This window comes from Streptomyces sp. NPDC057302, from assembly GCF_042667685.1.
Taxonomy (GTDB): domain Bacteria; phylum Actinomycetota; class Actinomycetes; order Streptomycetales; family Streptomycetaceae; genus Streptomyces.
Genome location: NZ_JBHUZJ010000047.1, coordinates 22,649 through 35,156, shown reverse-complemented (window position 1 = coordinate 35,156; position 12,508 = coordinate 22,649). Strand labels below are relative to the sequence as shown.

Sequence of the window (12,508 nt, the reverse complement as noted above, 5' to 3'; positions counted from 1 at the left end):
ATGAACCTACGGGTCGCAAAGACCTCGGTTAGGGTGCATTCTCATGCCGGAATCATGGGTCAATTTGGCCGAGCGCATCGGGAGTGACCTGCACCTGGAGCTCTCCGGGGCAGGAGGCCGCCGCGCCGTCCTCATCCGCGCGCTGCGTGACGCCGTGCGCGAGGGACGGCTCGCTCCGGGGACGCGGCTTCCGCCCTACCGCTCCCTCGCCGCCGATCTGGGCATCGCCCGCAATACCGTCGCCGACGCCTACGCCGAGCTCGTCGCCGAGGGCTGGCTGACCGCGCGGCAGGGGTCCGGCACGCGGGTGGCCGACCGGGCGGCGCCTCCCGCGCGCACCCGTGTCCCCAAGCGGGCGCCCACCCGGCCCGCGGCGCCGGCCCCACCCGCGCACGACCTGCGCCAGGGTCAGCCCGACGCCGCATCCTTCCCGCGCACCGCCTGGCTCGCCGCGGCCAGGCGCGCCCTCAACTCCGCGCCGAACGAGGCCTTCGGGCCGGGTGACCCGCAGGGGCGCGTCGAGCTGCGCCGGGCGCTCGCCGGCTATCTGGGGCGCGCCCGCGGGGTGCGTACCGACCCGGAGCGGATCGTGGTGTGCTCCGGGTTCGCGCACGGCCTGCGGCTGCTGTTCGGCAGCGGGGGAGGCGGGATGCTGCGGGGGACGCTTGCCGTGGAGTCGTACGGCCTCGGCTTCCATCGCTCGATCCTCGCGACCGCGGGCGTACGGACGATCCCGCTCGGCCTCGACGAAAAGGGCGCCAGGGTCGAGGAACTGACCGGGAGTCAGCGAGTCAGAGGTGTGCTGCTCACGCCCGCACACCAGTTCCCCACCGGTGGCCCCTTGCACCCGGCCAGGCGCGCCACGGTCGTCGACTGGGCGCGCACCAGCGGCGGCCTCATCCTCGAGGACGACTACGACGGCGAGTTCCGTTACGACCGGGAGCCGGTCGGCGCCCTACAGGGCCTTGATTCCGAACACGTCGTCTACATGGGCTCGGTCAGCAAGAGCCTCTCTCCGGGGGTGCGCCTGGGGTGGCTCGTCCTGCCCGAACACCTCATCGACGGGGTGCTCGCGGCGAAGGGCGAACGAGAGGCGTGGGCCAGTGTCGTCGATCAGCTCACGCTCGCCGACCTCATCGATTCCGGCCACTACGACCGGCACGTCCGCCGCATGCGCCAGCGTTACCGCCACCGCCGCGACCAGCTCGTCGACGCCCTCGCCACGCACGCCCCGCACATCAGCCCGACCGGAGTCGCCGCGGGCCTGCACGCCGTCCTGCGGCTGCCGCCCGGCACCGAACAGTCCACGGCGAAGGCGGCCGCCTGGCAGGGCCTCGCGCTGGAGGGCCTCGCCGAGTTCCGCCACCCGGAGGCCACGATGCCGACGCCCGACGGCCTGGTCGTCGGCTACTCCACGCCGCCGGAGCATGCCTACGGAGCGGCCCTGGAGGCCCTGTGCAGGGCGCTGCCGCCCGCCTGAACGGAAGGGAGCCCCTGGGGTGCCCGCCGCGCCAGAAGGCCCTCAGGCCGTGACGAGGGGCGCGTCCTCACGCCACTTGAGGATCTTGTCGAAGCTGATCACCGCGCCACCCCTGCCCCCCGGCCTCGGGCCGAAGTGCACATGGTCGGCGAGCTCCTGGATGAGGTAGAGACCCCGTCCGTGCTCGGCGGTGTCGGACACGGGCTGCGCGACGGGGACGAATCCCGGTCCCGAATCGGCCACTTCGATGCGGCACTTCTCGCCGTCCAGGAACGCCGTCACCCGATAGGCCCCGGCCGCTCCCTCGGGAGGCACCGTCGCCCCGCCGTGCTCCACCGCGTTGGCGCAGGCCTCACTGAGAGCCACCGACAGGTCGTACGAGACGTCGGGATCCACGCCCGCCGTCTCCATCGTGCCCATCAGCAGGCGGCGGGCCAGTGGGACGCTCGCAGCTTCGCGCCGCAAATGGAGAGACCACCACATGCTCATGCTCCAGCCTCCTGGCCGCGGCTCGACATACCGATACGTATTGCCGTAAGCGCCCGTGTATAAGCGCGCAGTTGACGTGATGCCGCCCATACGGCCGACGCGCGGACGGCCTTTGACGGTGTAGACACGCCCCTCACATGCCACTTTCGAGCTTCCTCAAAGCCACCCATTCGGTGCCGATGGGCATCGACCGGCACCCATCGGCATCCATGGGAGCTTGTGGACCTGCCGTATGCGGCGGGTAAGCCCAGTGCAATGATGTTCCGGCCATGACTGCCCCCCACCAGCGCGACGCGCGCGCCGGAGTCGACCTCCGGCTGCTGAGAGCCTCGGTGTTCGCCGTGCTCTGCGTCGTGCTGTCCGCCGGGGGCCATGCGCTCGCTTCCTGCGCCGCCGTCCCGCTGTGGACGCTGGGCGTCGGATTCCTCGCCGTTCTCGCCGTCGCGGCGCCGCTCGCCGGGCGTGAGCGCTCGCTGCCAGGCATCGCCGCCACACTCGCTGCCGGGCAGGTGGGCCTGCACGCGCTCTTCGGAGTCGGGCAGCACGGCGGCACGACGGTGGCGACCGCCGACACCTCCCTCGTGGAGCGGGCCGCGCGCCTGGTCTGCGGGGCGGGCGCGGCCACGCTCAGTCCCGCCCAGGCCCACCGGATCCTGTCGACGTCGGGCGTGGAACCGGGCGGTGGGGCCGCGGGCCACGCCGTCCATCACAGCTCCCCGGCCATGGCGGCGGACTCGGCGATGGACTCGATGTCCCTGCTTCCGTCGCTTCCGATGCTCCTGGGGCACGTACTCGCCGCCGTCGCCGCCGGATGGCTGCTGCGCCGCGGCGACATCGCGCTGCTCCGGCTCGTGCGGCTTTCGGCACACGGGGCGTATGGAGTCGCCGAGGGGGCGCTCATGCGTTCCCTGCGCGGGGCGCTCGCTCTCGTGCGCGCCCTTCGCGCCGGACTTCCCGGGGCGGCGGGCGCGGATCCGCGCGCACCTCGTACAGCGTTCTTCGGCCCGTCGAAGCCCCACACCACCGCGCTCCAGCACACGGTCATCAGGCGAGGCCCGCCGGCCGGCGCCACACTCGCACTCGCTGCCTGACGCGACGCACTCCTACCGCAGCACTACGGAGAGGTGCATCACGCCCGGCGGCATCCACGCGCGCGTGCCCGCTCGGTTCGTCGCCGCGCGCACTCTCCCGGATCACCGCTGCCGACCCGTCGGCGCTGCTGATCATCACCGCTGAAAGTGGAGTGTTCCGCCATGTCTGTTCTGTCCGCGCTGTCCGCCGTGAAGGCTTCCCGCGTCTCCGTCGTCGGTGGCGTCGCCGCCTCCGCCGTCCTGCTGCTCTCCGTCCCCGCCTTCGCGCACGTCAGCGTCACGGCCGAGGGCGAGGCCGCCAAGGGCGGCTACGCGACGGTCAACTTCAAGGTGCCGAACGAGATGGACGACGCCTCGACCAACAAGCTCGAGGTCTCCTTCCCCGAGGACCACCCGCTCGCCTCCGTCATGACGCAGCCCGTACCCGGCTGGACCGCGAAGGTCACCAAGACGAAGCTCGACAAGCCGCTCGAGATGCACGGCGAGAAGATCGACGAGGCCGTCTCCAAGGTCACGTGGACCGCCGACGGCAAGGGCGTCCAGCCGGGCACCTTCCAGAAGTTCCCGCTCTCCCTCGGCGCGCTGCCCGAGGACGCCGACGAGCTCGTCTTCAAGGCCGTCCAGACGTACGACAACAAGGAAGTCGTCCGCTGGATCGAGCCGCAGCAGAAGGGCCAGGAGGAGCCGGAGCACCCGGCGCCCGCCCTCGCGCTGACCGCCGCGTCCGAGGACGGCCACGGCGCCGCCGCCTCGCACGACGACGCCAAGGATGACGCGAAGTCGGACGACAAGAGCGAGTCCGCCGCCTCCTCCGACAGCAGTGACTCCACCGCCCGCGTCCTTGGCGTCGTCGGCATCGTCGTCGGCGCCGCCGGTGTCGCGTTCGGCGTGCTCGCCGGCCGTCGGCGCGTCAACAGCTGAGCCACCCTTCGGGCCGCATCGGGGGCGTTTCACCGGCCCCCGGTGCGCCCGGGCCACCCTCACATCTGGGACATTTTCGTATGCGCAAGAAGAAGAAGCTGCTGGCCGCCGCCATGCTGGCCGCGGCAACCCTCACCCTGTCCGCCTGCGGCGGCGGTGACGACGGCAAGAAGCCTGTTGCGGACGTCTCCGTCGAGTCCGGCGGCGACAAGGCCGCGACCGTTCTCGACAAGCCGTTCGAGAAGCCGGACCTCGTCCTCACGGACACGCACGGCAAGAAGTTCGACCTGCGCGAGCGGACCAAGGGCAAGCCGACGCTCCTGTACTTCGGCTACACCAAGTGCCCGGACGTCTGCCCCCTGACGATGAGCAACATCTCCGTCGCCAAGAAGCAGCTGCCCAAGGCCGAACGGGACAACCTCCAGGTCGTCTTCGTGACCACCGACCCCGAGCGCGACACCCCCGCCACCCTCGGCAAGTGGCTCAGGGCGCAGGACACCGCCTTCATCGGTCTGACCGGCAAGTTCGACACCATTCAGGCCGGTGCCCGCACCCTCGGCATCAGCATCGAGCCCTCCAAGAAGGAGAAGGGCAAGATCGTCTCGATGCACGGCACGCAGGTCATCGCGTTCTCGCCGAAGACCGACGCCGGGTACGTCCTGTGGGGCAAGGACGCCACCGTGGACGACTACACCAAGGACCTCCCCAAGATCGTCAAGGGAGCGACCCCGTGAACCGCCGCACACTCGTCGGCGGGGCCGTGGCGCTGACCGCGGGGCTCGCCCTCGCGGGCTGCGCGGACTCCTCCGCCGACAAGGCATCGGACAAGCCCGAGCTCAAGGTCGCCGGTGCCTTCATGCCCGTACCCGCCATGGATGACATGGCCTCCGGGTTCTTCACCGTCACGAACAAGGGCGCCGCCGACAAGCTCACGTCGGTGACCAGTTCCATCGCCGAACACGTCACGCTGCACAGCACCAAGAACAACGCGATGAAGGAGCAGAAGTCGTTCGACGTACCCGAGAACGGCGAGCTCGACTTCGCGCGGGGCGGCAACCACGTCATGTTCGAGGCGCTCAAGCACAAGCCGAAACAGGGCGACAAAGTCGCGGTGACGCTGCACTTCGAGAAGTCGGATCCCGTCGAGATCGAGGTTCCGGTGAAGGCAGCCACGTATAACCCCAAGTCCGGCAAGCACGCGTCACACTGAGGGACTGATCGCTGATGCAGACCATCGCTCCCCGCTGTGGAGCTCGCTCCGGGGCCGCCGCCCGCTTCGGGATAACCCCCGGCGTCGGACGGCTCCTGCTCGTCGTCGCCGTCTTCCTCGGCGCCCTGCTGGCCACGGCGGCCCCCGCCTCCGCCCATGCCGCGCTGACGGGCAGCGACCCCAAGCAGGGGGCGGTGGTCGACACGGCGCCCACCCGGGTGTCGCTCACCTTCTCCGAGAAGGTCGCCATGTCCGACGGCTCCGTACGGGTGCTCGACCCGGCCGGCAAGCGCGTCGACACCGGCAAGACCAGTGACCTCGGGTCCAACACGTACGGCGTGAGCCTGCACAAGGGGCTGCCCGACGGCACCTTCACGGTCGCCTACCAAGTCGTCTCCGCCGACAGCCACCCCATCTCCGGGGCCTACACCTTCTCCGTGGGCGCACCGTCCGACACCAAGGTCGCGCTGCCGGACCAGGAAGTGGGCGGCGGATTCGTCGGCGGGCTCTACGGCTTCGCGCGCTACCTCTCGTACGCCGGATTCATCCTCGTCGTCGGCGGCGCGGCCTTCGTGCTCGGCTGCTGGCCGCGCGGCGCCGGTGTGCGGCCCGTGCAGCGCCTCGTGGTGTCCGGCTGGGTCACGCTCACCGCGTCCACGCTCGTCATGCTGCTGCTGCGCGCGCCCTACACCGGGTCGGGGAAGATCGCCGACGCCTTCGACATGGCCAAGCTCGGCGACGTACTCCAGACGAAGACGGGAGCCGCGCTGGTCTCCCGTCTGCTGCTGCTCGCCGCCGCCGCGCTCTTCATCGCGGTGCTCTTCGGTGCGTACGAGAAGCGGACCGACCCCAAGGAGCGCAAGGACCTGACCTTCGGGCTCGCGATCGGCGGAGGCGTCGTCGCCGTCGGGCTCGGCGCGACCTGGGCCATGGCCGAGCACGCGTCGACCGGCATCCAGGCCGGTCTGGCGATGCCCGTGGACGTCGTGCACCTGCTCGCCGTCGCCGCCTGGCTCGGCGGGCTCGCGGCGCTCGTCGTCGCCCTCTTCTTCGCGCCGTCGGTCGAGGCCGGGGCGGTGAAACGCTTCTCCCGGGTCGCGTTCTGCAGCGTCGTCGCCCTCGCCGCGACCGGGCTCTACCAGTCGTGGCGGCAGGTCGGCTCGTGGTCGGCGCTCACCGGTACGTGGTACGGACAGCTGCTCCTCATCAAGGTCGGCCTGGTGGTCGTCCTCGTCGGCATCGCCGCCATCTCCCGTCGCTGGACGGCGCGGATCGCGGGCCAGGCGGGCGACATGGCTCCCGAGGCCGCCGCGGCGACCGTCGTCGAGAAGCGCGCCGAGAAGCGTGCGGAGAAAGCAGAGAAGGCGGAGAAGGCTGGGAAGGCGGGGAAGGCGGGGAAGAACGCCGCGGCCGAGCGCGTGGAGAAGAAGCCGGTGACGGTGCCCGCCGGGGCCGCCAAGACCTCCGGAGGGGACTCCAAGACCTCCGGAGGGGACTCCAAGGCCTCCGGAGGGGACTCCAAGCGCTCCGCCCAACTGGCCCGCCAGCAGGCCGCCATGAGCACCGCCCGCGAGAAGCGGATCCGCGACGCGGACCCCAACCGGTCCGGCCTGCGCCGCTCCGTGCTCGCCGAGGCGGGCGTAGCCGTCGTCCTGCTCGCCGTCACCACGGTCCTCACCTCCACCGAGCCCGGACGCACGGAGGAGGAAGCGGCCGCTTCGAAGACGGCCGCCGCCGCTCAGCGGTCAGGACCGCTCACCCTCAAGATCCCCTTCGACACCGGCTCCGCCGACGGCAAGGGCACCTTGCAGCTCGACCTGGACCCGGGCCGCACCGGCAGCAACGAGATGCACGTCTTCGTGAAGCGGCCGAACGGCAGCGCCTTCGACATTCCCGAGGTGAAGGTCTCCTTCACCCTCAAGTCGAAGGACCTCGGCCCACTGCCCGTCGCGCCCGACCACATCGCCACCGGACACTGGAGCTCGAACGGGGTGCAGATTCCGATGGCGGGCAACTGGAAGATCGCGGTGACCGTGCGAACCTCCGACATCGACCAAGTGACCGTGAACAAGAACGTGCAGATCGGCTGAACGGAACCACCATGGCGGACAACGGGATTTCGAGGCGGCGGCTGCTCGGCACCGCCGGCGCCACCGGTCTCGCGCTCGGCGCGGCGGGCGGCGCGGCCGGATATGCCGCGGCACCCTCGGACACTCCCGAGAAGGCGGCCTCGCTGGCTTCCCTTGGCGCGGACACGGTCATGTTTCACGGGAAACATCAGCCGGGCATCACCACGCCCGTCCAGTCACGCGGCCATCTGGTCGCCTTCGATCTCGCGGCGGGCGCGGGCCGCAAGGAGGCGGCGGCCCTGCTGCGCCGCTGGTCGGCGACTGCCGAGAGGCTGATGGCGGGCAAGGCCGTGGAGGGCGAGGACACGGATGTCGCCCGGGACGCGGGTCCTTCGTCCCTGACCGTCACCTTCGGTTTCGGCCACAGCTTCTTCGGGCGCACCGGCCTGGAGAAGCAGCGCCCTTCGGCGCTCGACCCGCTGCCGGACTTCTCCTCCGACCACCTCGACAAGGCACGCAGCGACGGCGACCTGTGGGTGCAGATCGGCGCGAACGACCCCCTCGTCGCCTTCCACGCGCTGCGCGCGCTCCAGAAGGAGGCGGGTGACGCGGCACGGGTGCGCTGGCAGATGAACGGCTTCAACCGCTCGCCCGGCGCGACCGCCCAGCCGATGACGACCCGCAACCTGATGGGCCAGATCGACGGCACGAACAACCCGAAGCCGTCCGAGGACGACTTCGACCGGCGGATCTATGTGCCCGCCGCGGGGTCCTCGGACGCCGCGGAAGCCGCAGGGAGTCCGGCCTGGATGGCGGGTGGCTCCTACGTCGTCGTACGCCGTATCCGGATGCTCCTCGACGACTGGGAGAAGCTCGGCCTGCGGGACCAGGAGGCGGTCATCGGGCGCCACAAGTCGGACGGCTCACCACTGACCGGCGGTACGGAGAGCACCGAGCCGAAGCTGGAGAAGGCGGGCGCGGACGGCGAGTACGTCATCGCCCTCAACGCCCACTCCCGCATCACCCGGCCCGACCAGAACGGGGGCTCCGCGATGCTGCGCCGCCCGTTCTCGTACCACGACGGCTTCGGCAAGGACGGGGAGCCGGACGCGGGCCTGCTCTTCGTGTGCTGGCAGGCCGACCCGCTCCGCGGCTTCGTGCCGGTGCAGCGCAAGCTCGACCGGGGGGACGCGCTGTCGGACTTCATCCGGCACGAGGCGAGCGGCCTCTTCGCGGTGCCGGGCGGGGCGGCGAAGGGCGAGTACGTGGGGCAGCGGCTGCTGGAGGCGTAGGGCCTCGGGCCTTCTCTACGCGGGCGGGCGCCCCCACGTACGCCGCTGAGCGCCTTTCGTGCGCCGGGCGGGCGCCCGTGGTGGTGCGCGGGAGCGGGCGCCGCTCGGTGACACACGCGGGTCCGTGGGGCCCGTGCCGCTCCGTGAGACGCGTGAGCCATGCCACGTACGGGCCATTAGGGTGACGGTATGTCGGCGATGCGCTACACCTATCTCGGCCCCGAGGGCACCTTCACCGAAGCCGCCCTCCGTACGCTCCCGGAAGCGGCCACCAGGGAGCTCGTCCCGATGGTGTCCGTGCCGGCCGCGCTCGACGCGGTCCGCAACGGCGACGCGGCGGCCGCGCTGGTGCCGATCGAGAACTCCGTCGAGGGCGGTGTCACGACCACCGTCGACGAGCTCGCCAAGGGCGAGCCCCTGATGATCTACCGCGAGGTCGTGCTGCCGATCGCCTTCGCGCTGCTCGTGCGGCCCGGTACGCAGCTCAAGGACATCAAGACGGTGACCGGCCACCCCGTGGCCCAGCCGCAGGTCCGCAACTGGCTCGCGGCGAACCTCCCGGACGCCCTGTGGGAGTCGGCGGCATCGAACGCGGACGGCGCCCGCCTCGTCCAGGAGGGGCGTTTCGACGCGGCCTTCGCGGGCGAGTTCGCGGCGGCGACATACGGACTCGAGCCGCTGGTCAGCGAGATCCACGACGCGGCGACCGCCGAGACCCGCTTCGTCCTGGTCGGCCGCCCGGCCCGCCCCGCGGCGCCGACCGGCGCGGACAAGACCTCGGTGGTCATCTGGCTCGGCGACGACCACCCCGGCGCCCTGCTCGAACTGCTCCAGGAGTTCGCCGTGCGCGGGGTCAACCTGATGCGGATCGAATCGCGGCCCACGGGTCAGCGCATCGGCAACTACTGCTTCTCCATGGACGCCGAGGGCCACATCACGGACCGCCGCGTGGGCGAGGCACTGATGGGCCTCAAGCGGATCTGCCCGCAGGTGCGCTTCCTCGGGTCCTACCCGCGGGCGGGCGTGGCGCCCGGTGACGTTCGGCCGCTGCGGCCAGGGACCACCGATGGCGATTTCCTTGCGGCGTCGGACTGGCTGACGCAGCGCCAGGACGGTCGGTTCTGAGCGGTCCCGCCTGCTGTTCCGAGCGGCCCTGCCCGCTGGTTCCGAGCGGTCTTACCTGCTGATTTACGTTGTCCACAAAGTTATCCACAGGCCCCCTTCTCGACCTGGGGACAAGTCGACAACGAAGCACGACATGGTCGACAAATCGGCCTACACCCCACAAGTCCGTCCACAGTCGCGCACGTCACCCCTCGTCCACTCTTTTCCATTGATCAACTCTTTGGAGCGAACCATTTCCACTCGAAAGTGGGTGTGAGGGTGGTTTGGGACGGGAATCCTTCGTCGCGCATGCGGCTTTCGGAACGATCTCTTCCGGCGTCCACAGATCTTTCGCACAGCCTGTGGATAACTTTTCCGGAAGAGATATTCCTGTGGACAACCCGGGCCTCAAGTCCCGCTCCCCACAAGGGGATCGGGTCAAGGGGGCGAGTCCCCTCTGCCCCATTTCGGGGAATGGGGCCCATTTCATTGACCCGGAACCCGCTACTCCGGCACAGGTCGCGGCAGGTGCGGACCGGCTGCGCGGCGACCATCCGGTGGCTCATTTCCGTCGCGCCACCTTCGGGAATTCCCATTCCGGCAAATAGGGCATAACACTACAGAGTGGAATATCGAGTCGTGAGCCGGAACTGCTCGACGGTAGCCTGGTGGGGTGATTGACCTTCGCCTGCTCCGTGAGGACCCCGACCGTGTTCGCGCCTCCCAGCGCGCCCGTGGAGAGGACGTCGCGCTCGTCGACCTCCTGCTCTCCGCCGACGAGCGGCGCAGGTCGTCCGGGCTCCGCTTCGACGAGCTCCGTTCCGAGCAGAAGGCGCTCGGCAAGCTCATCCCCAAGGCCTCGGGTGACGAGAAGGCCGAGCTCCTGAAGAAGGCCGGCGAGCTCTCCGCCGCCGTCAAGGCGGCCAACGCCGCACAGGACGAGGCCGACGAGGAGACCAAGCGCCTCCTGGGGCAGCTGGGCAACCTCGTGCACCCGGACGTCCCGGTCGGCGGCGAGGAGGACTTCGTCGTCCTCGACACGATCGGCACCCCTCGCGACTTCGCGGCCGAGGGCTTCGAGCCCAAGGATCACCTGGAGCTCGGCGAGTCGCTCGGCGCCATCGACGTCGAGCGCGGCGCGAAGGTCTCAGGATCGCGCTTCTACTACCTGACCGGTATCGGCGCCCTGCTCGAACTGGCCCTGGTGAACGCGGCGATCGCGCAGGCGACGGAGGCCGGGTTCATCCCGATGCTGACGCCCGCCCTGGTACGCCCGCGCGCCATGGAGGGCACGGGCTTCCTCGGCCAGGCCGCCGAGAACGTCTACCACCTGGAGAAGGACGACTACTACCTGGTCGGCACCTCCGAGGTCGCGCTCGCCGGTTACCACATGGACGAGATCATCGACGCCGACAAGCTGCCCCTGCGGTACGCGGGCTTCTCGCCCTGCTTCCGCCGTGAGGCCGGCACGTACGGCAAGGACACCCGCGGCATCTTCCGCGTGCACCAGTTCGACAAGGTCGAGATGTTCTCGTACGTCGACCCGGCGGACGCGGAGAACGAGCACCAGCGGCTCCTGGAGTGGGAGAAGCAGTGGCTGACCGGCCTCGGCCTGCCGTTCCAGGTGATCGACGTCGCCACGGGTGACCTGGGCTCGTCGGCTTCGCGCAAGTTCGACTGCGAGGCGTGGATCCCGACGCAGGGCAAGTACCGCGAGCTGACCTCCGCGTCGAACTGCGACAGCTTCCAGTCCCGCCGCCTGTCGATCCGGATGCGCGACGAGAGCAACGGCAAGAAGGTGACGCAGCCGCTCGCGACGCTGAACGGCACGCTCTGCGCCGTCCCGCGCACGATCGTCGCCCTCCTGGAGAACCACCAGCAGGCCGACGGCTCCGTATGGGTGCCCGAGGTGCTGCGTCCGTACCTGGGGGGACGAGAGATCTTGGAGCCCATCAACAAGTGAGCCACCCTGCTCCTGCCACGCCGTCCTTCCCGTACAAGCTGGTCGCGACCGACCTCGACGGAACGCTCCTGCGCTCCGACGACACGGTCTCGGCGCGCACGCGCGACGCGCTCACCGCGGCCACCGCGGCGGGCGCCGCGCACATCATCGTCACCGGTCGTGCCGTGCCGTGGACCCGTCACATCCTGGACGATCTGGGCTATGACGGCCTGGCGGTGTGCGGGCAGGGCGCGCAGGTCTACCACGCGGGCGAGCACCGGCTGCTCACGTCGGTCACGCTCGACCGGCAGCTGGCCGGGATCGCCCTCGCCAAGATAGAGGCGGAGATCGGCCCGCTGGCGCTGGCCGCGAGCCGTGACGGCCTGGACGGCGAGGTGATCGTGGGTCCTGGGTACGTGGTGCAGGAGGGCCCGCTGCCCGCCGTCCCGTTCACGGATGTCGCCGAGCTGTGGGCGGCTCCGCTGAACAAGGTGTACGTCCAGCACCCGGGCCTGAGCGACGACGAGCTGGCCTCGGTGGCGCGTCAGGTGGCGGGCGGTCTGGTCGGCGTGACGATGGCCGGCGAAGGCATCGTCGAACTGCTTCCCCTCGGTCTCTCCAAGGCCACGGGCCTGTCCCTCGCGGCCCGCCGCCTGGGCGCGAAGGCCGCGGACACGATCGCTTTCGGGGACATGCCCAACGACATCCCGATGTTCGGCTGGGCGGCGCACGGCGTGGCGATGGCCAACGCCCACGAGGAACTCAAGTCGGTGGCGGACGAGGTGACGACGTCGAACGAGGACGACGGCATCGCGGCGGTCCTTGAGCGGTTCCTGGCCTGAGAGGGCTGATCCGACGCACTACGGGAGCCGGGCACCGAGGGATTCGGTGCCCGGCTCCGGTGCGACGT

Annotated in this window: 11 protein-coding genes; 10 read left to right on the top strand and 1 reads right to left on the bottom strand. The window is 70.5% G+C overall.

Translation table 11 applies throughout. The annotated features are described in order from the left end of the window. Nucleotides 1-43 precede the first annotated feature (43 nt). Nucleotides 44-1,480: a PLP-dependent aminotransferase family protein gene (locus tag ACFUPX_RS28120; RefSeq protein WP_383328452.1), complete on the top strand. Its 1,437-nt coding sequence runs from the start codon at nucleotides 44-46 to the stop codon at nucleotides 1,478-1,480. A 42-nt stretch (nucleotides 1,481-1,522) separates the two neighbouring features. On the opposite strand, the gene ACFUPX_RS28115 is transcribed toward ACFUPX_RS28120, so the two are convergent. Continuing rightward, on the bottom strand, nucleotides 1,523-1,969 hold the full coding sequence (locus tag ACFUPX_RS28115) for an ATP-binding protein (RefSeq protein ID WP_383328449.1): 447 nt from the start codon (nucleotides 1,967-1,969) through the stop codon (nucleotides 1,523-1,525). Between the two features lie 269 nt (nucleotides 1,970-2,238). Here ACFUPX_RS28115 and ACFUPX_RS28110 point away from each other — a divergent pair, with 269 nt between their 5' ends. The 9 genes from ACFUPX_RS28110 (at nucleotide 2,239) to ACFUPX_RS28070 (ending at nucleotide 12,440) form a co-directional block, all read left to right on the top strand. Then, nucleotides 2,239-3,060 carry a hypothetical protein gene (locus tag ACFUPX_RS28110; RefSeq protein WP_383328446.1) on the top strand — a complete coding sequence of 274 codons (822 nt, stop codon included), beginning with the start codon at nucleotides 2,239-2,241 and terminating at the stop codon, nucleotides 3,058-3,060. 189 nt (nucleotides 3,061-3,249) lie between these two features. Further along, a complete protein-coding gene (locus ACFUPX_RS28105; protein ID WP_383328556.1) occupies nucleotides 3,250-3,981 on the top strand; it encodes a YcnI family protein in 732 nt (243 codons plus the stop codon). Between the two features lie 80 nt (nucleotides 3,982-4,061). Continuing rightward, on the top strand, nucleotides 4,062-4,715 hold the full coding sequence (locus ACFUPX_RS28100; protein WP_383328444.1) for an SCO family protein: 654 nt from the start codon (nucleotides 4,062-4,064) through the stop codon (nucleotides 4,713-4,715). Continuing rightward, nucleotides 4,712-5,191 (top strand): copper chaperone PCu(A)C, encoded by a 480-nt coding sequence (locus ACFUPX_RS28095; RefSeq protein ID WP_383328441.1) that lies wholly within the window; start codon nucleotides 4,712-4,714, stop codon nucleotides 5,189-5,191. Before ACFUPX_RS28100 ends, ACFUPX_RS28095 begins: the two co-directional genes overlap by 4 nt. A gap of 14 nt (nucleotides 5,192-5,205) precedes the next feature. Then, complete coding sequence (locus ACFUPX_RS28090) at nucleotides 5,206-7,281, top strand: copper resistance CopC/CopD family protein (protein WP_383328438.1); 2,076 nt, start codon at nucleotides 5,206-5,208, stop codon at nucleotides 7,279-7,281. A gap of 11 nt (nucleotides 7,282-7,292) precedes the next feature. Beyond that, entirely contained in the window at nucleotides 7,293-8,552 is a 1,260-nt protein-coding gene (efeB, locus tag ACFUPX_RS28085) for an iron uptake transporter deferrochelatase/peroxidase subunit (protein WP_383328435.1), read from the top strand. A 189-nt stretch (nucleotides 8,553-8,741) separates the two neighbouring features. Beyond that, nucleotides 8,742-9,677: a prephenate dehydratase gene (pheA, locus tag ACFUPX_RS28080; RefSeq protein WP_383328432.1), complete on the top strand. Its 936-nt coding sequence runs from the start codon at nucleotides 8,742-8,744 to the stop codon at nucleotides 9,675-9,677. Nucleotides 9,678-10,329: 652 nt separating this feature from the next. Next, entirely contained in the window at nucleotides 10,330-11,619 is a 1,290-nt protein-coding gene (gene serS / locus ACFUPX_RS28075; RefSeq protein WP_383328429.1) for a serine--tRNA ligase, read from the top strand. Beyond that, nucleotides 11,616-12,440 (top strand): HAD family hydrolase, encoded by an 825-nt coding sequence (locus ACFUPX_RS28070; RefSeq protein WP_383328426.1) that lies wholly within the window; start codon nucleotides 11,616-11,618, stop codon nucleotides 12,438-12,440. Before serS ends, ACFUPX_RS28070 begins: the two co-directional genes overlap by 4 nt. Nucleotides 12,441-12,508: the final 68 nt, after the last annotated feature.